The 18,389-nt window shown below is 59.6% G+C and carries 16 protein-coding genes and 1 tRNA gene; 5 read left to right on the top strand and 12 right to left on the bottom strand.

What is annotated here, in order from left to right:
- From ybgF to nadA, 5 genes are all read left to right on the top strand, one after another.
- On the top strand, nt 1–424 hold a 424-nt coding region (gene ybgF, locus PMI36_RS12125; protein WP_008072912.1), incomplete at its 5' end, for a tol-pal system protein YbgF.
- A gap of 166 nt (nt 425–590) precedes the next feature.
- Complete coding sequence (gene queE / locus PMI36_RS12120; RefSeq protein WP_008072914.1) at nt 591–1,238, top strand: 7-carboxy-7-deazaguanine synthase QueE; 648 nt, start codon at nt 591–593, stop codon at nt 1,236–1,238.
- Nucleotide 1,239: 1 nt separating this feature from the next.
- Entirely contained in the window at nt 1,240–1,932 is a 693-nt protein-coding gene (gene queC / locus PMI36_RS12115; RefSeq protein WP_008072915.1) for a 7-cyano-7-deazaguanine synthase QueC, read from the top strand.
- Nucleotides 1,933–1,995: 63 nt separating this feature from the next.
- Nucleotides 1,996–2,071 (top strand) — tRNA-Lys (locus PMI36_RS12110).
- A 251-nt stretch (nt 2,072–2,322) separates the two neighbouring features.
- Nucleotides 2,323–3,381: a quinolinate synthase NadA gene (nadA, locus tag PMI36_RS12105; RefSeq protein WP_008072916.1), complete on the top strand. Its 1,059-nt coding sequence runs from the start codon at nt 2,323–2,325 to the stop codon at nt 3,379–3,381.
- 135 nt (nt 3,382–3,516) lie between these two features.
- On the opposite strand, the gene PMI36_RS12100 is transcribed toward nadA, so the two are convergent.
- From PMI36_RS12100 to arcD, 12 genes are all read right to left on the bottom strand, one after another.
- Nucleotides 3,517–4,005, bottom strand: a complete 489-nt coding sequence (locus PMI36_RS12100; protein WP_008072918.1) for an RDD family protein — start codon at nt 4,003–4,005, stop codon at nt 3,517–3,519.
- 95 nt (nt 4,006–4,100) lie between these two features.
- Nucleotides 4,101–4,313: a cold-shock protein gene (locus tag PMI36_RS12095; protein ID WP_003175786.1), complete on the bottom strand. Its 213-nt coding sequence runs from the start codon at nt 4,311–4,313 to the stop codon at nt 4,101–4,103.
- 381 nt (nt 4,314–4,694) lie between these two features.
- The gene (gene gcvT / locus PMI36_RS12090) at nt 4,695–5,819 is read right to left on the bottom strand and encodes a glycine cleavage system aminomethyltransferase GcvT (RefSeq protein WP_008072919.1); all 1,125 of its coding nucleotides are present in this window, start codon (nt 5,817–5,819) and stop codon (nt 4,695–4,697) included.
- Between the two features lie 33 nt (nt 5,820–5,852).
- Entirely contained in the window at nt 5,853–7,229 is a 1,377-nt protein-coding gene (locus PMI36_RS12085) for an L-serine ammonia-lyase (RefSeq protein ID WP_008072921.1), read from the bottom strand.
- Between the two features lie 202 nt (nt 7,230–7,431).
- Nucleotides 7,432–10,284 (bottom strand): aminomethyl-transferring glycine dehydrogenase, encoded by a 2,853-nt coding sequence (gene gcvP / locus PMI36_RS12080; RefSeq protein WP_008072923.1) that lies wholly within the window; start codon nt 10,282–10,284, stop codon nt 7,432–7,434.
- An 11-nt stretch (nt 10,285–10,295) separates the two neighbouring features.
- A complete protein-coding gene (gene gcvH, locus PMI36_RS12075; protein WP_007903329.1) occupies nt 10,296–10,679 on the bottom strand; it encodes a glycine cleavage system protein GcvH in 384 nt (127 codons plus the stop codon).
- Between the two features lie 431 nt (nt 10,680–11,110).
- Nucleotides 11,111–12,619: a sigma-54-dependent transcriptional regulator gene (locus PMI36_RS12070; protein WP_008072925.1), complete on the bottom strand. Its 1,509-nt coding sequence runs from the start codon at nt 12,617–12,619 to the stop codon at nt 11,111–11,113.
- Nucleotides 12,620–12,835: 216 nt separating this feature from the next.
- The gene (locus tag PMI36_RS12065) at nt 12,836–13,198 is read right to left on the bottom strand and encodes a DUF5064 family protein (protein ID WP_008072926.1); all 363 of its coding nucleotides are present in this window, start codon (nt 13,196–13,198) and stop codon (nt 12,836–12,838) included.
- A gap of 12 nt (nt 13,199–13,210) precedes the next feature.
- Nucleotides 13,211–14,140: a carbamate kinase gene (gene arcC / locus PMI36_RS12060; RefSeq protein ID WP_008072928.1), complete on the bottom strand. Its 930-nt coding sequence runs from the start codon at nt 14,138–14,140 to the stop codon at nt 13,211–13,213.
- 188 nt (nt 14,141–14,328) lie between these two features.
- A complete protein-coding gene (locus PMI36_RS12055; RefSeq protein WP_007903335.1) occupies nt 14,329–15,339 on the bottom strand; it encodes an ornithine carbamoyltransferase in 1,011 nt (336 codons plus the stop codon).
- 69 nt (nt 15,340–15,408) lie between these two features.
- The gene (gene arcA / locus PMI36_RS12050; RefSeq protein ID WP_007903338.1) at nt 15,409–16,665 is read right to left on the bottom strand and encodes an arginine deiminase; all 1,257 of its coding nucleotides are present in this window, start codon (nt 16,663–16,665) and stop codon (nt 15,409–15,411) included.
- A gap of 35 nt (nt 16,666–16,700) precedes the next feature.
- Nucleotides 16,701–18,128 carry an arginine-ornithine antiporter gene (gene arcD / locus PMI36_RS12045; RefSeq protein ID WP_008072931.1) on the bottom strand — a complete coding sequence of 476 codons (1,428 nt, stop codon included), beginning with the start codon at nt 18,126–18,128 and terminating at the stop codon, nt 16,701–16,703.
- Between the last annotated feature and the right edge of the window lie 261 nt (nt 18,129–18,389).

Genomic DNA, 18,389 nt, shown 5'->3' on the forward strand with positions numbered 1-18,389 from the left:
GGCAGCCGCTGCCACACAAGCGCCTGCCGCAGGTAGCGAACCGGCTGATCCGGCGAAGGAAAAACTGTATTACGATGCAGCCTTCGACCTGATCAAGGCCAAGGATTTCGACAAGGCCAGCCAGGCTTTCGCCGCATTCCTGCGCAAATACCCGAACAGCCAATACGCGGGCAACGCCCAGTACTGGTTGGGTGAAGTGAACCTGGCCAAAGGCGATCTGCAAGGCGCAGGTCAGGCATTTGCCAAGGTTTCGCAGCTGTACCCCAAGCACCCAAAAGTGCCTGACTCGCTGTACAAGCTCGCTGATGTAGAGCGCCGTCTCGGTCATACCGACCGGGTCAAAGGCATTCTGCAGCAGGTTGTGTCCCAGTATCCGGGCACTTCCGCCGCCCAGTTGGCTCAACGCGATTTGCAGCGCATGTAAGTTTGCTTGACGCGTTTAGAAGAAACCCGCGCTTGTCGCGGGTTTTTTCGTTAGAATTCATGCCCTTTTTATGAAACACGCTTTTTGGGATCTGCGCGTTGGCGAGGTTCCTTGAAGTGCCTGACGGAGGCGGACAGCCTGTTTAGCTGTTACGCCCGTGGCGACTATGCAAGACACATTGAGAATCACCGAAGTTTTCTACTCGTTGCAGGGTGAAACGCGGACTGCCGGGCTGCCCACTGTTTTTGTGCGCCTGACCGGTTGCCCATTGCGTTGCCAATACTGCGACAGCGCCTACGCGTTCACTGGCGGCACCATTCGCACGCTCGATGACATCCTCGAGCAAGTGGCCGGTTTTCGCCCGCGTTATGTCTGTGTCACGGGCGGCGAGCCCCTGGCGCAACCGAATGCCATTCCCTTGCTCAAGCAGTTGTGTGACGCCGGCTACGAAGTGTCGCTGGAAACCAGTGGCGCGCTGGATATCTCGGCGGTCGATCCGCGGGTCAGTCGCGTCGTCGACCTGAAAACCCCGGGTTCGAAAGAAGCACACCGCAACCGCTACGAGAACATTGAGCTGCTCACGCCTAACGATCAGGTAAAGTTTGTCATCTGCTCGCGGGAAGACTACGACTGGGCCGTGTCCAAGCTGATTCAATACGGCCTGGATCAGCGTGCCGGCGAAGTCCTGTTCTCGCCGAGCCACCATGATCTGAACGCGCGCGATCTGGCGGACTGGGTGGTGGCGGACAATCTGCCTGTGCGCCTGCAATTGCAGCTGCATAAATATCTTTGGAATGACGAGCCGGGGCGCTGAAATGACTGAACAACTGAACACTGTCGAAAAACGTGCGGTCATCCTGCTGTCCGGTGGCCTCGACTCCGCGACAGTCGTGGCCATGGCCCGTGCCGAAGGCTACCGCTGCTACACCATGAGCTTCGATTACGGTCAGCGGTCTCACGCAGAATTGCACGCCGCCGCACGTGTCGCCCAAGACTTGGGTGTGGTCGAGCACAAGGTGATCGGCCTGAACCTGAATGGCATCGGCGGCTCGGCGTTGACCGACACTAGTATCGATGTGCCGGAAACACCGGGTGAAGGTATCCCGGTGACTTACGTGCCGGCGCGCAATACCGTGTTTCTGTCCCTGGCGCTGGGCTGGGCCGAAGTGCTGGGCGCGCGTGACATCTTTATCGGCGTTAACGCGGTGGATTACTCCGGTTACCCGGATTGCCGTCCCGAGTTCATCGAAGCCTTCGAGCGCATGGCTAACCTGGCGACCAAGGCCGGGGTAGAAGGGCAGGGCTTCCGTATCCAGGCGCCACTGCAGAACCTGAGCAAGGCGCAGATCGTTCAAGCGGGCGTGAAGCTTGGCGTCGATTACGGACTGACCGTTTCCTGCTATCAGGCAGACGATAATGGCCGCGCCTGCGGTAAATGCGACAGCTGCCGCCTGCGTGCAGAAGGCTTCGCGGCGGCCGGTGTGACTGACCCAACACCTTATTTTTAATTTATTTCAAATTAGGTGTTGAATAGTCCTTAAAAATCAGTATTATACGCGCCACCACACAGCGGGTCGTTAGCTCAGTTGGTAGAGCAGTTGGCTTTTAACCAATTGGTCGTAGGTTCGAATCCCACACGACCCACCATTTTAAAAAATCTGGAAGGCCCACGTAAGTGAGGATTTCCGGGTTTTTTTTTGCCCGCGATTTGAGGTCGGCTCAGTCCGGGTGACGCAGGTCAGAATCATCTTTTGCATCCACGGGATATTCTGTAGCCTTGCGCAGCTTCAACGCTGTCCATGCCTGATGAATACTCACTCTCCCGGCGGTACCCATAAGGGTCCGGAGCCGGGTGTATACTCGACTTTCGCGCGAAAGCGCCTGCAGGTCTTGCGAACATGACGCAGATTTCCGAACGCCTTCTGGTTCAAGCCCACCTCGATGCCAAGCAGCCCAAGCCGCTGACGGCCGAGGAAGAGGCTTATTACCGTACTGCCATCGCTGCCGAGCTCAAGGCTCAGGACGCGGTGCTGGTTGCCCACTTCTATTGCGATCCGGTCATTCAGGCCCTGGCCGAAGAAACCGGTGGTTGCGTCTCCGACTCTCTGGAGATGGCCCGCTTCGGCAATGCCCACCCGGCCAAGACTGTGGTGGTCGCCGGTGTGAAGTTCATGGGCGAAACCGCGAAAATCCTCAACCCTGAAAAACGTGTACTGATGCCGACCCTGGAAGCGACTTGCTCGCTGGACCTGGGTTGCCCGGTGGACGAGTTCTCGGCGTTCTGCGATCAGCATCCGGAACGTACGGTGGTGGTGTATGCCAACACCTCGGCGGCGGTCAAGGCGCGTGCGGACTGGGTGGTGACGTCCAGCTGCGCGCTGGAAATCGTCGAAAGCCTGATGGATAACGGCGAAACCATCATCTGGGCACCAGACAAGCACCTGGGCACTTACATCCAGCGCAAGACCGGTGCCGACATGCTGCTGTGGGACGGTGCCTGCATCGTCCATGAAGAGTTCAAGGCCAAGCAGCTCGAAGACATGAAGGCGCTGTACCCGGATGCGGCCATCCTGGTGCACCCGGAGTCACCAACCGCCGTCATCGAGTTGGCCGACGCGGTGGGTTCCACCAGTCAGCTGATCGCTGCGGCGCAAAGTCTGCCGAACAAGACCCTGATCGTCGCCACCGACCGTGGCATCTTCTACAAGATGCAGCAGCTGTGTCCGGACAAGGTCTTCATCGAAGCGCCAACGGCCGGTAACGGCGCAGCCTGCCGTAGTTGCGCACATTGCCCATGGATGGCGATGAACACGCTTGAGCGCACGCTGAAGAGCTTGCGCGAAGGCACCAACGAGATCTTCGTTGATCCGGCGTTGATTCCGCAGGCGGTGCGGCCGTTGAAGCGGATGCTTGATTTCACGCAGGCGGCGCGGATGAAGTTGGCCGGCAACGCCTGAGGTCTGTCAGTCAAGATGCAAAAACTGTGGGAGCGGGCTTGCTCGCGAAATCGGTGTGTCAGACAACATCAATGTTGAATGATATGCCCTCTTCGCGAGCAAGCCCGCTCCCACATTGATTTGTGTATGGCTGAATCACTTGGTCTTCTTCGGAATCCGTACAAGCTGGGTATTGGAGTAGATGTCATGCCAGCTGCGTTTCTGCTTGTCGAACAGCGACCAGAAGAACCCCAGCCCGAGGCATAGCCAGGACGCGATCGATACCACAAAGCGCAGCAGTGCCTGCCACAGGCTGATGGATGAGCCGTCGGCGTTTTGCACGCGGATGCCCCACACCTGCATGCCCAGCGTCTGCCCCGACCAGATCCAGAACTTGGCAAAGAAACCGAACAGCACGAACAACAGCACCGTTGATAGCAGCGGATCACCGTCCAGCGCGCCAGCGTCGGTCAAGGCGCGCATTTGGCCTTCGCCGATGATCGCCATCTGGATCATCTTGTAAATGCCGCTGGTGACGATCAGCAGGGCGGTGCATAACAGGAAGTCGTAGAACATCGCTGCCAGGCGACGACCCAGGCCGACGGCGGGGAAGTCGCCCTGTGGATATAGAAGGTGTTTCGACATGGCAGCCTCTGAACGGAAAAAGAAGCCATTTTACGGATTTACGCGCACAAAAAAGCCCCTGATATCAGTATCAGGGGCTTTTTCGCTACAGAAGATCAGGCTTCTGCTTGTACTTCGTCAGCCTGCATGCCTTTCTGGCCTTGCACAGCAACGAAAGTCACTTTCTGGCCTTCTTTCAGGCTCTTGAAGCCGTTGCCCTGAATAGCGCGGAAATGTACGAACAGATCCGGACCGCTTTCTGGAGTGATAAAACCAAAACCTTTCTCGTCGTTAAACCACTTGACGGTACCGCTCTGACGTTGGGACATTTCTTATTTCCTTTGACGCAAAAAAATGAATGACAGTCTCCTTCTGGTGAAAGAGTACTGGGGCTGGTTGCAGGAGAGTAAGAAGACGTCGGACGGGATGTAGCTAACTTGTAGGCTACTGCCCAGGTCACGATTCCAAGCGACCCATGCAAACACAGTGAACAAACTCTACGCCAACTACGGGAGAAAAAACAAGCCCTGCGAAGGCCCGTATTTCCTCGGGTTGGTGGCACTAGCGCAGGCTTATTCGATGGAGTTGTTCAGTTGTTTTCGATCGTTATAAGTAACGTTCATAAACGAAACGTTCGCACTGTTTTATGGCGGCTGCGTTACAGATTAGTGCACTGTTAACGCAGCCGCGTTACTTATAGAAACGGTCGATCAACCACGATAGTAGCGTTGTGGAACAAATGGCATTTTGCTTACAAGCAAAGGCACCTTTTTCCCACGAACAATTGCCCAAACCGGCGTATCCAAAGCGATATAAGCGCTGTCGAGGTAACCCATGGCCAAAGGACCGCCGAGGGTCGGACCGAAGCCACCGCTGCACACGCTGCCGATGATTTCGCCGGCTTCGTTGACGATCTCTGCACCTTCGCGCACTGGTGTACGTTCCTGCGGTAACAGCCCAACGCGTTTGCGGCTGACACCGGCTTGCTGCTGGGCGAACACGGTTTCAGCGCCGGGGAAGCCACCGGCCCGCGCGCCATCGGCACGACGAGGCTTGGAAATGGCCCACAGCAGGCTGGCTTCGATTGGGGTGGTTTCGGTGTTCATGTCGTGACCGTAGAGGCACAGACCGGCTTCCAGGCGCAGGGAGTCGCGAGCGCCGAGGCCGATGGCCCCCACTTCCGGTTCAGCCAGCAGGGCGCGAGCCAAGGCTTCGGCATTGGCGGCCGGTACGGAGATTTCGAAACCGTCTTCACCGGTGTAGCCCGAACGGCTGACAAAGCAGTCCACGCCCAACAGCTTCACGCGGGCGAACTGCATAAAGGTCATCTTCGCAACTTCAGGCGCCAGGCGTGCGAGCACGGTGACCGCGGCCGGGCCTTGCAACGCCAGCAATGCGCGTTCTTCGAACAGTGGCTCGATCGTGCACTGGTCGCCGAGGTGCTTGCGCAGGTGCGCCAGGTCCTGATCCTTGCAAGCCGCGTTGACCACCAGGAACAGTTCGTCGTTACCGAGGTTGGCGACCATCAGGTCGTCGAGGATGCCGCCGGTCTCGTTGGTGAACATCGCGTAGCGCTGCATGCCCACCGGCAAATCGATGATGTCCACCGGCACCAGAGTTTCCAGGGCCTTGGCAGCGTTGGCGCCGGTCAGGCGGATCTGGCCCATGTGCGAAACATCGAACAACCCGGCTTGATCACGGGTGTGCTGGTGTTCTTTCATCACGCCCAACGGGTATTGCACCGGCATATCGTAGCCGGCAAACGGCACCATGCGGGCGCCGAGTTCGAGGTGCAGTGCGTGCAACGGGGTTTTCAACAGTTGTTCGGTGGACATATCCAGCTCCTGAAAATAGTGCAGATGCGCGCATCAGCACTCGATAATGTTGACCGCCAAACCGCCACGGGCGGTTTCCTTGTATTTGCTTTTCATATCGGCGCCGGTCTGGCGCATGGTGCGGATGACTTTGTCGAGGGAGACGAAGTGCTGACCGTCGCCGCGCAGGGCCATGCGCACCGCATTGATGGCCTTGACCGAGCCCATGGCATTGCGCTCGATGCAAGGCACTTGCACCAATCCGCCAATCGGGTCGCAGGTCAGGCCGAGGTTGTGTTCCATGCCGATTTCGGCGGCGTTTTCCACCTGCTGCACCGTGCCGCCCAGCACTTCACACAAGGCGCCGGCGGCCATGGAACAGGCGACGCCAACCTCGCCCTGACAGCCGACTTCGGCGCCGGAGATAGAGGCGTTTTCCTTGTACAGAATGCCGATCGCGGCGGCCGTCAGCAGAAAGCGCACGACGCCGTCTTCGTTGGCTCCGGGGATGAAGCGCATGTAGTAATGCAACACCGCCGGGATGATTCCGGCTGCACCATTGGTGGGCGCGGTGACCACGCGTCCGCCGTTGGCGTTTTCTTCGTTGACCGCCAAGGCGTAGAGGTTGACCCAGTCGAGCACCGACAGCGGATCGCGCAGTGACGATTCCGGGTTGTTGCACAGTTGCCGATGCAGCGCTGCAGCCCGGCGTTTGACCTTCAGCCCACCGGGCAAAATGCCTTCGTTGCGACAACCAGCGGCGACGCAGTCTTGCATCACTTGCCAGATCTTCAGCAAACCGGCACGGGTTTCCGCTTCCGGACGCCAGGCACTTTCATTGGTCAGCATCACTTGGCTGATGGACAAGCCATAGGTGGTGCAATGACCGAGCAGGTCCTTGGCGCTTTTGAACGGGAAGGTCAGGGGGGTGGCGTCTTCGACAATGCGGTCGGCACCGGCAGCGTCTTCATCGACCACGAACCCGCCACCAACCGAGTAGTACTCGCGGCTGCGGATTTGCAGGCCAGCGGCATCGAATGCGCGAAAGATCATGCCGTTGGGGTGATAGGCCAACGGTTTGCGAATCATCGCCAGGTGTTCTTTCTCGTTGAACGCAATGCTGTGTTCGCCGAGCAGGTTCAAGCGACCATTGCCGCGAATTTCTTGCAGGCGAGCGGCGACGGTTTCGGTGTCTACGGTATCCGGGTGTTCGCCTTCCAGGCCCAGCAACACAGCCTTGTCGCTGCCGTGGCCTTTGCCGGTGGCGCCGAGCGAGCCGTAGAGCTCGACTTTGACGCAGGTGGTTGCGGCCAGCAGCCCTTCACGGCGCAGACCTTCGGCGAAACGCGCAGCGGCGCGCATCGGGCCGACGGTGTGGGAGCTGGAGGGGCCGATGCCAATCTTGAACAGGTCGAACACGCTTAAAGACATGGTTGTTCTCCGGTTTCTTGTTATAGGTATTGGCAGAATAATGAGACTTGCATAGATCCCTGTGGGAGCGGGCTTGCTCGCGAAAGCGGTGGGTCAGATAACATTGATAGTGACTGATCCACCGCTTTCGCGAGCAAGCCCGCTCCCACAAGGGGATATGCGGTGTTCCTGAGAGGGGCGAGTAAACCCGCCCCTCCATAGATCAAGCGTAGCTTTCGATCGACGGGCAGGCGCAGACCAGGTTGCGATCGCCGAAGACGTTGTCGACGCGACCAACCGGTGGCCAGTACTTGCCTTCGATCAGCGACGCAACCGGGTACACCGCTTGCTCGCGGCTGTACGGGTGAGTCCACTCGCCGACGATTTCTGCGGCGGTGTGTGGCGCGTTTTTCAGCGGGTTGTCGTCCTTGTCCAGCGTGCCGTTTTCCACCGCGCGGATTTCTTCGCGGATGCGGATCATGGCGTCGCAGAAGCGGTCCAGTTCTTCCTTGGATTCGCTTTCGGTCGGCTCGATCATCAACGTGCCGGCCACCGGGAACGACATGGTCGGGGCGTGGAAGCCGAAGTCGATCAGGCGCTTGGCGACGTCATCGACACTGATGCCGCTGCTGTCTTTCAACGGACGCAGGTCGAGGATGCATTCGTGCGCCACCAGACCGTTGCTGCCGGTGTACAGCACTGGGTAATGCTCTTCGAGGCGACGGGAAATGTAGTTGGCATTCAGGATCGCCAGTTGCGAAGCACGCTTGAGACCCGCGCCACCCATCATTCGAATGTACATCCAAGTGATCGGCAGAATGCTCGCGCTGCCGAACGGTGCCGCGCAGACCGCGCCTTCCTTGCGTTCCATCTGGGCGTGGCCCGGCAGGAACGGCGTCAGGTGCGACTTGACGCCAATCGGGCCGACGCCCGGGCCGCCACCGCCGTGTGGGATGCAGAAGGTTTTGTGCAGGTTCAGGTGGGACACGTCGCCGCCGAACTTGCCCGGTGCGCAGAGGCCGACCATGGCGTTCATATTGGCGCCGTCGATGTACACCTGGCCGCCGTTGTCGTGAATGATGCCGCAGATTTCGCGGATGCCTTCTTCGAACACGCCATGGGTCGACGGGTAGGTGATCATCAGTGCAGCGAGATGTTCGCGGTGCTCGATGGCCTTGGCGCGCAGGTCTTCGATGTCGACGTTGCCGCGGGCATCGCACGCGGTCACGACCACGCGCATACCGGCCATGTTAGCGGTGGCCGGGTTGGTGCCGTGAGCGGACGAGGGGATCAGGCAGATGTCGCGACGGTCTTCGCCACGGCTCTGGTGGTAGGCACGGATCGCCAAGAGACCTGCGTATTCACCCTGGGAGCCGGCGTTCGGTTGCAAAGAGATCGAGTCGTAACCGGTGGCGGCGCAGAGCATCGCTTCCAGTTCATCGGTCAGTTGCTGATAGCCGGCGCTTTGCTCGGCCGGAGCGAACGGGTGCAAGGCACCGAATTCAGCCCAGGTCACCGGGATCATTTCGCTGGCGGCGTTGAGTTTCATGGTGCACGAACCCAGCGGGATCATGGTGCGATCCAGGGCCAGGTCCTTGTCGGCGAGCTTGCGCAGGTAGCGCATCAGCTCGGTTTCCGAGTGATAACGGTTGAACACCGGGTGGCTGAGGATCGGCGACTGGCGAACCAGCGCGGCCGGGATGCGGCTTTCGACCGAGGCGGCGAGGGCGGCGAAGTCCGGCAGGGTTTTGCCGTCGGCCAGCACGCTCCACAGGGTTTCAATGTCAGCCTGGCTGGTGGTTTCGTCCAGGGACAGGCCCAGGCGCTCGCCATCGACTACACGCAGGTTGATGCGCTGGGCGCGAGCCTTGTCGTGCAGGGCGGCAGTGCTGGCGCCGGTGGTCAGGGTCAGGGTGTCGAAGAAGTTTTCTTGCTCGACGCTCAGACCCAATGCGCTCAAGCCTTTGGCGAGGATCGCGGTCAGGTGATGAATGCGCTGGGCGATCTGCGTCAGGCCTTTCGGGCCGTGGTACACGGCGTACATGCTGGCGATGTTGGCCAGCAGTACTTGAGCGGTGCAGATGTTGCTGGTGGCTTTCTCGCGGCGGATATGTTGCTCGCGGGTCTGCATGGCCAGGCGCAGGGCCGGCTTGCCGAAACGGTCCACGGAAACGCCGACCAGACGGCCCGGCATGTCGCGCTTGAACGCATCACGGGTGGAGAAGTAGGCCGCGTGCGGACCACCGAAACCCAACGGCACGCCGAAGCGTTGCGCGCTGCCGATGGCCACGTCGGCGCCGAATTCGCCTGGCGGAGTCAGCACGGTCAGGGCCAGCAGGTCAGCCGCGACGGCGACCAGCGCATTAGCCGCGTGGAAACGCTCGGTCAGTTCGCGGTAGTCGAACACGTCACCGTTGCTGGCCGGGTATTGCAGCAAAGCGCCGAAGAATGCGCTGACGTCGCTCAGTTCGCGCTCGTCGCCGACCACCACGTCGATGCCCAACGGCTCGGCACGGGTGCGCAGCACGTCGAGGGTTTGCGGGTGACAATGAACCGAGGCGAAGAACGCGTGGCTGCCTTTGTTCTTGCTCAGGCGTTTGCAGAAGGTCATGGCTTCGGCAGCGGCGGTGGCTTCGTCGAGCAGGGAGGCGTTGGCGATCGGCAGGCCGGTCAGGTCGCTGATCAGGGTCTGGAAGTTCAGCAGCGCTTCGAGACGGCCTTGGGAAATTTCTGGCTGGTACGGGGTGTAAGCGGTGTACCAGGCCGGGTTTTCCAGCAGGTTGCGCAAGATCGGCGACGGCGTATGAGTGCCGTAGTAGCCCTGACCGATGTAGGTCTTGAACAGCTGGTTTTTGCCGGCGATGGATTTGATCAGCGCCAGGGCATCCGCTTCACTCAGGCCGTCTTCCAGGCCGAGGACGCTGGTGCCTTTGATGCTATCGGGAATGACGCTGGCGCTCAGGGCTTCCAGGGAGTCGAAACCGAGGCTGTTGAGCATGGCTTGCTCATCGCCGGCACGCGGGCCGATGTGGCGCGCGATGAATTCGTTGGCAGTGCCGAGATTAATTTGAGTCATGTCAGCGCTCCTCAGGCTTCAGCGTTGGCTTTGATCAGACGGTCGTAAGCGTCTTGATCCAGCAGTTGGCCGACAGCCGAGGCGTCGGTTGGCTTGAAGCGGAAGAACCAGCCTTCGCCCAGCGGATCTTCGTTGACCAGTTCAGGGCTGCTGTCGAGCGCCGGGTTCACTTCCAGCACTTCGCCGTCGAGTGGCATGTACACGCCGCTGGCGGCTTTTACCGATTCCACGGTGGCGGCTTCAGCGCCTTTGTCGTAGGACTGCAGCTCAGGCAGTTGTACGAAAACCACGTCGCCCAGGGCGTTCTGCGCGAAAGCGGTGATGCCGACTGTGACGGTGCCGTCAGCTTCGGTGCGCAGCCATTCGTGATCTTCAGTAAAACGCAACTCGCTCATGGAAACTCCTAAGGGGGCCAGACTCGTCTGGTGGACGCGATTGAATGCTCATGCCGAGGCAGAGCTGAATGGGTATTCCCTTAGCAAAAACACGGCCAATGTTTTTTAATTGTTATAAATCAATGGCTTACTTGTTTTTATGAAAGGCGCCAAATGCATGGCTGTAGCGAAATCGCTACAGTCGACGGCGAAGAAAAAAGCCTAGATGGATCAAAGCCTTGCATGGCGGTGATCAAGAGAGAGTGTATCGATATCATTCCACTGTAGCGCTTTCAGTACAGATGGAGGTCGTTTCTGGAGAGATTTCAGACAGAATACAAGACCTGTGGGAGCGGGCTTGCTCGCGAAAGTGGTAGAGCAGGCAACATTGATGTCGACTGACACTCCGCCTTCGCGAGCAAGCCCGCTCCCACATTTGACCGAGTGATGCTTTAAGGCTTATTGGGTATGCCGTACTTACGCAATCGATGGGCAATCGCGGTGTGGGAAGTTTGCAGGCGGCTGGCCAGTTGGCGGGTCGAGGGGTAGCTGACGTAGAGCTTTTCCAGCAGGGTTTTCTCGAACTCTTCCATGGCCTGTTCGAGGCTGTCGACCTCGCTGTCGCTCTGGCGCGCCACGGAGGTGCCAGCGATGTCGAGGTCGCCGATGTCCACCAGGCTGCTTTCGCAAATCGCCGCGGCGCGGAAGATCACGTTCTGCAATTGCCGCACATTCCCCGGCCAGCGATTGTCTAGCAGCGCCGGATAAGTGCCCGGCGCCAGGCGACAAACCGGGCGCTGGATCTGCGCGCAGGCCTGCTGCATGAAGTAGCGCGCCAGCAGCAGAATGTCCTGACCGCGCTCGCGCAGCGGCGGGACTTCGACATTCAGGACGTTGAGGCGATAAAACAGGTCTTCGCGGAAGGCGCCTTCGCTGACCATTTTTTCCAGATCGCGGTGAGTCGCGCTGAGGATCCGCACATTGACCTTCACTTCGCGATCGCCACCAACCCGTCGGAAGCTGCCATCGTTGAGAAAGCGCAGCAGTTTCGCCTGCAAGTACGGCGACATTTCACCGATCTCGTCGAGAAATACCGTGCCCTGGTTGGCCAGTTCCATCAGCCCCGGTTTGCCGCCCCGTTGCGCGCCGGTGAAGGCCCCGGGGGCATAGCCGAACAGCTCGCTTTCGGCGAGGTTTTCCGGGAGTGCCGCGCAGTTCAAGGCCAGGAACGGCGAGCTGTGGCGAGCGCTGATGGCGTGGCAGGCGCGAGCCACCAGCTCTTTACCGGTGCCGGTTTCGCCCTGGATCAGCAACGGTGCATCGAGGGCTGCGACTCGCTGGGCGCGTGCCTTGAGCGTACGAATGGCCGGGGATTCGCCGAGCAGCGCGTCGAAGCCTTCGGCATGGTCGTGGTGCAGCGCCGAGAGGCGTTCACCCAAGCGGTTCGGTTGATACAGGGTCAGCAGCGCACCGGCGTCGGTGATCGGCGTGGCGTCCAGCAGCAGGGTCTGACCGTTGACGGTGATCTCGCGCAGCGGCAGGCGGAAGCCGTTTTCCAGCAACGTGTCGAGCAGCGCCGGGTCGGCAAACAGCTCGCTGATGCTTTCACCCGCCGGTTCGCGGCCGTACAGGGCGATCAGCGCCGGGTTGGCCAGCAGCACCTTGCCGGCGCTGTCCAGCGCCAGTACCGGGTCGGTCATGGCGGCGAGCAGTGCATCGAGCTGCAAGTGCCGGCGCTGGCCGGGAAGGATGTCGACCACCGTCACCGCTTGCACGCCGCGCACGCTGAACAGCGCGTCGCGCAGTTCTTCGAGCACTGCCGGGCTCAAGGTCGGGGCGTCGATGTAGACGTTGGGCGGGACCATTTCTACCGCATCCAGATTGAGATTGCGCCCACCGAGCAAGGCCAGGACTTCCTGGGTGATGCCGACGCGGTCGATGAAACTGACGTGGATACGCATGGGGCGGTTGGGTTCTGGAATGCGGAGGGTGGCAAGTATGCCTTGGGGCGGGCCAATGGTGAAATCCTGCGCAGGACTTCAGGGCTCCACCGAACCAATGTGGGAGCGGGCTTGCTCGCGAAAGCGGTACAGCAGGCAACATTTATGTCGACTGACACTCCGCCTTCGCGAGCAAGCCCGCTCCCACAGGTACAGCGTTCATCCGGGGGAATAGGGTTATTCGAAGTTCTCGAGGTTTACCGGGTCGCCGGATTTCATATCCAACTTCTGCCGGATGTCTTCAAACATTAAATCGTAATGCTTGTGAACCGAGCCGATCTGGCTGTGTGTCTTGGGAATTCCGTACTTCTCGGCGATTTTCGTCACGTTGTTGGCGAAGTTGTAAGCCTCCTCCTTGGGCAGAAAGAAGGTCTCCGTCATGTCCTTTCCCTGCATGCTGCCGTGCAGGGTGAACAGTATCCCTTTGCCTTTCTTGGGATCCTGCGTGACCTCATAGTCGAGGTGCACGTTGTAGCTGACATCATCCTTGGTCAGCGCGTGACGCTCGATGTGTAATTTGCCCGGCTCGAACGTTGCCATTGACGTCTCTCCTTATAAATAAGTAATGCCAGGTTTCGTCGTGCTGATACGCGTGCCGGCCTTGCCCTGGACGATCGCTTCGATGTCCGAGAGTGAACCGATCACCGCGGTTTTTCCAGTATGGCGGGCGAACTCGCAGGCCGCCTGGACCTTTGGTCCCATGGAGCCAGCCGCGAAGCCGAGTTTTTCCATTTCATCGGGGTGGGCCTGGGCAATGGCTTTCTGGGTGGGTTTGCCGAAGTCGATGAACGCCGCATTGACGTCGGTGGCGATCACCAACAGATCGCTTTCAAGCTGTTCGGCCAGCAGCGCCGAGCACAGGTCTTTGTCGATCACCGCTTCCACGCCCTGCAGTTTGCCACTGGCGCCGTACATTGTCGGGATACCGCCACCGCCCGCGCAAATCACGATGCTGCCTTTTTCCAGCAACCACTTGATCGGGCGGATTTCGAAGATGCGTTTCGGTCTCGGGCTGGCCACTACGCGGCGGAATTTGTCGCCGTCCGGCGCAATCGCCCAGCCTTTCTCGGCAGCGAGTTTTTCTGCTTCGGCCTTGGTATAGACCGGGCCGATGGGTTTGCTGGGGGCCTGGAACGCTGGGTCGTTGGCGTCGACTTCGACCTGGGTCAGCAGGGTGGCGAACGGGACTTCGAAGTCCAGCAGGTTACCCAGTTCCTGTTCGATGATGTAGCCGATCATGCCTTCGGTTTCGGCACCGAGCACGTCCAGCGGGTAAGCGGAAACCTGGGTGTAGGCCGCCGCTTGCAGCGACAGCAGGCCGACCTGCGGACCATTGCCGTGGGCGATCACCAGTTGGTTGCCGGGATGGACCTTGGCGATCTGTTCGGTAGCGATCCGGATGTTGGTGCGCTGGTTGTCCGCGGTCATGGGTTCACCCCGGCGGAGCAGGGCGTTACCGCCCAGAGCAACGACGATACGCATAATGCAGTCCTTCTAAACAGAGGTTGCGGGCGATTCGATCTCCCTGTGGGAACCGGGATTGTGTGGGAGCGGGCTTGCTCGCGAAGGCGTCGTGTCAGTCGACATCAATGTTGCCTGTTACACCGCTTTCGCGAGCAAGCCCGCTCCCACATTGACCGTGTTTCGTCAGGAGTGACCGAGCCGGTCCTTTAAATATCCGCCAGCGCCGACACCAGAATCGCCTTGATGGTGTGCATGCGGTTTTCCGCTTGCTCGAAGGCGATGTTGGCCGGCGATTCGAAGACGTCTTCCGTCACTTCGACGCCGTTGGCCAGATGCGGATAGCGCGCGGCAATGTCTTTGCCGACCTTGGTTTCGCTGTTGTGGAACGCCGGCAGGCAGTGCATGAATTTCACCCGTGGGTTGCCCGAGGCCTTCATCATCTCGGCGTTGACCTGGTAGGGCAGCAGTTGCTCGATGCGTTCGTCCCACGCCTCCACCGGCTCGCCCATCGACACCCAGATGTCGGTGTGGATGAAGTCCACGTCCTTGACCGCTTCCTTCGGGTCTTCGGTGATGGTGATGCGCGCGCCGCTTTCCTCGGCGAAGGCTTTGCACTGATCGATGAAGTCCTGATGTGGCCACAGCGCTTTCGGCGCGGCGATGCGCACGTCCATGCCGAGTTTGGCGCCGATCATCAACAGCGAATTGCCCATGTTGTAGCGGGCATCGCCGAGGTAGGCGTAGCTGATGTCGTGCAGCGGCTTGTCGCTGTGTTCACGCATGGTCAGGGTGTCGGCGATCATTTGCGTCGGGTGGAATTCAGCGGTCAAACCGTTGAACACCGGCACGCCGGCGAACTTGGCCAGTTCTTCGACGATTTCCTGTTCGAAGCCGCGGTACTCGATGGCATCGAACATCCGCCCCAGCACGCGGGCGGTGTCTTTCATGCTTTCCTTGTGGCCGATCTGCGACGACACCGGGTCGATGTAGGTGACGTGGGCGCCCTGGTCATGGGCCGCGACTTCGAAGGCGCAGCGGGTGCGGGTCGAGGTTTTTTCGAAGATCAGCGCGATGTTCTTGCCTTGCAGGTGTGGACGCTCGGTGCCGGTGTACTTGGCGCGCTTGAGGTCACGGGACAGGTCCAGCAGGTAATTGAGCTCGCGAGTGGTGTGGTGCATCAAACTCAGCAGGCTGCGGTTGCGCATGTTGAAAGCCATGATTGGATCTCCTTGGGTATCGGTTATCCCCCGGGCCGCGCTGGATAAGCGGCGGCCAGGGTTTGAAAGTTAATAGTCGATAGGGTCGCGAATGATCGGGCAGGTCATGCAGTGGCCGCCGCCACGCCCGCGACCGAGTTCGCCGGCGGTGATGGTGATGACCTCCACACCGGCCTTGCGCAGCAGGGTGTTGGTGTAGGTGTTGCGGTCATAACCGATCACCACGCCCGGCTCCACGGCCACCACGTTGTTGCCGTCGTCCCATTGCTCACGTTCGGCGGCGAAGGCGTTGCCGCCGGTTTCCACCACGCGCAGCGCTTTGAGGTTGAGGGCCTTGGCCACGGTGTCGAGGAAGCTGGTTTCTTCGCGGCGAACGTCGACGCCGCCCGGCTTGCTTTCGTCGGGGCGCACGCTGAAGGCGACGATCTGGCTCACCACTTCCGGGAAAATGGTCACAAGATCGCGGTCGCAGAAGCTGAACACGGTGTCCAGGTGCATCGCGGCGCGGGACTTCGGCAGGCCGGCGACGATCACCCGCTCGACGGCTTTGTTCTTGAACAGATTGACCGCCAATTGGCCGATGGCCTGGCGGGACGAACGCTCGCCCATGCCGATCAACACCACGCCGTTGCCGATCGGCATCACGTCGCCGCCCTCAAGGGTCGCGCTGCCATGGTCCTGATCCGGGTCGCCGTACCAGATCTGGAAGTCGGCGTTGGTGAACTGCGGGTGGAATTTGTAGATAGCCGTGGTCAGCAGGGTTTCCTGACGGCGCGCCGGCCAGTACATTGGGTTGAGCGTCACGCCGCCGTAGATCCAGCAGGTGGTGTCGCGGGTGAACTGGGTGTTGGGCAGCGGCGGCAGAATGAAGCTGGAGTGACCGAGAAATTCGCGGAACATCTGGATGGTCTTGCCGCCGAAGCTGTCCGGCAGGTCATCGGCGGAGACGCCGCCAATCAGGAACTCGGCAATCTTGCGCGGCTCCAGGCTGCGCAGCCAGGATGCGGTTTCATTGACCAGACCCAAGCCCACCGAATTGGCGGTGATCTTGCGCTCCAGGATCCAGTCCAGCGCTTCAGGAATCGCAACGATGTCGGTCAACAGGTTGTGCATTTCCAGCACGTCGACGTTGCGCTCGCGCATTTTGGTGACGAAGTCGAAATGGTCACGCTTGGCTTGAGCCACCCACAGCACATCGTCGAAAAGCAGTTCATCGCAGTTGTTCGGGGTCAGCCGCTGGTGGGCCAGGCCGGGGGAGCAAACCATGACTTTACGCAGTTTGCCGGCTTCGGAATGGACGCCGTACTTAACTTTTTCGGTGGTCATTACAGTGATCCTCCAGATGACAAATGGGTCAGGTGTTACAGAGTCAGGAAGCCGTCATACAGCCCGTAAGCCGCCACCAGGGCGCCCACGACTACGGCGGCGAAAATCAGCTTCTCGACGTTGGTGAAAACCGGTTTGTTGACTTCAAGCTTGGCTTTGGCGAACAGGATCGCGCCGGGCGCATAGAGCAGGGCGGAGAGCAGCAGGTATTTGACGCCGCCGGCATAGATCAGCCAGACCGCGTAGATCAACGCGATGGCGCCGATGAACAGGTCTTTCCTGCGCTCGGCCGCAGCGTTTTCATAACTCTCGCCGCGCACCGCCAACAGCAGCGCGTACGCCGCCGACCACAGGTACGGCACCAGAATCATCGACGTGGCGAGGTAGATCAGCGACAGGTAAGTGCTGGCCGAGAACAGCGTGATGATCAGGAACAGCTGGACCATGGCGTTGGTCAGCCACAGCGCATTGACCGGCACATGGTTGGCGTTTTCGCGGCGCAAAAAGGCCGGCATGGTGTGGTCCTTGGCGGCGGCGAACATGATCTCCGCACACAGCAACACCCACGACAGCAGCGCACCGAGCAACGAGATGATCAGGCCGACGCTGATCAGCACCGCGCCCCAATGACCGACCACGTGTTCCAGCACCGCGGCCATGGACGGGTTCTGCAGTTTGGCCAGTTCCGGTTGGGTCATGATGCCCAGCGACAGCACGTTCACCAGCACCAGGAACAGCAGTACGGTGATGAAACCGATGACGGTGGCTTTACCCACGTCGCTGCGTTTTTCCGCACGGGCCGAGAAGATGCTCGCGCCTTCGATGCCGATGAACACCCAGACGGTGACCAGCATCATCTTGCGCACCTGGTTCATCACGCTGCCCAGGTCCGGGTTTTTCAGACCCCAGATGTCGGCGGTGAAGATCTCCAGCTTGAAGGCGAAAATCGCGATCAGGACAAACAGCAGCAGCGGCACGATTTTGGCGACGGTGGTCACCAGGTTGATGAACGCTGCTTCCTTGATTCCGCGCAATACCAGGAAATGCACCCCCCAGAGCAGCAGCGACGCACCGATCACAGCCGCAACGGTATTGCCCTCGCCAAAAACGGGAAAGAAGTAGCCGAGGGTACTGAACAACAGAACGAAGTAACCAACGTTACCCAGCCAGGCACTGATCCAGTAACCCCAAGCGGACGAGAAACCCATGTAATCCCCGAAACCGGCCTTGGCGTAGGCGTAAACACCGCCGTCAAGATCTGGCTTGCGATTGGCCAGGGTCTGGAACACGAAGGCCAGGGTCAACATGCCGACTGCGGTGATTGCCCAACCGATAAGAACGGCGCCGACGTCGGCACTGGCGGCCATGTTCTGGGGCAGCGAGAAAATCCCGCCACCGATCATCGAGCCGACCACCAGCGCAACCAGGGCGCCAAGTTTCAGTTTTCCGGGGGATTCAGACATGCATGACTCCAGTGCAGGAGAAAGAGAGAAAACAGATTAATTTCGTTTGCTTTTCAATCATCTGATTTGGATCAATGCATGATCACATTCCATTGTTAATTAATGATTTATGTCGTTTTTATAGGCGTAAGGTTATTGCCGTAAGAGCTCTTTTCCAGAGGCCTCGGCTGACGGTTGGAGGAATAAAGCGCATCGATTGAAGTTTAGACGCTAGTTTGTTTTTATGTTTTGGCAAGTGATGAGTTTTGATTTTGGAGTGAT

The organism is Pseudomonas sp. GM79, from assembly GCF_000282495.1.
Taxonomy (GTDB): Bacteria; Pseudomonadota; Gammaproteobacteria; order Pseudomonadales; family Pseudomonadaceae; genus Aquipseudomonas.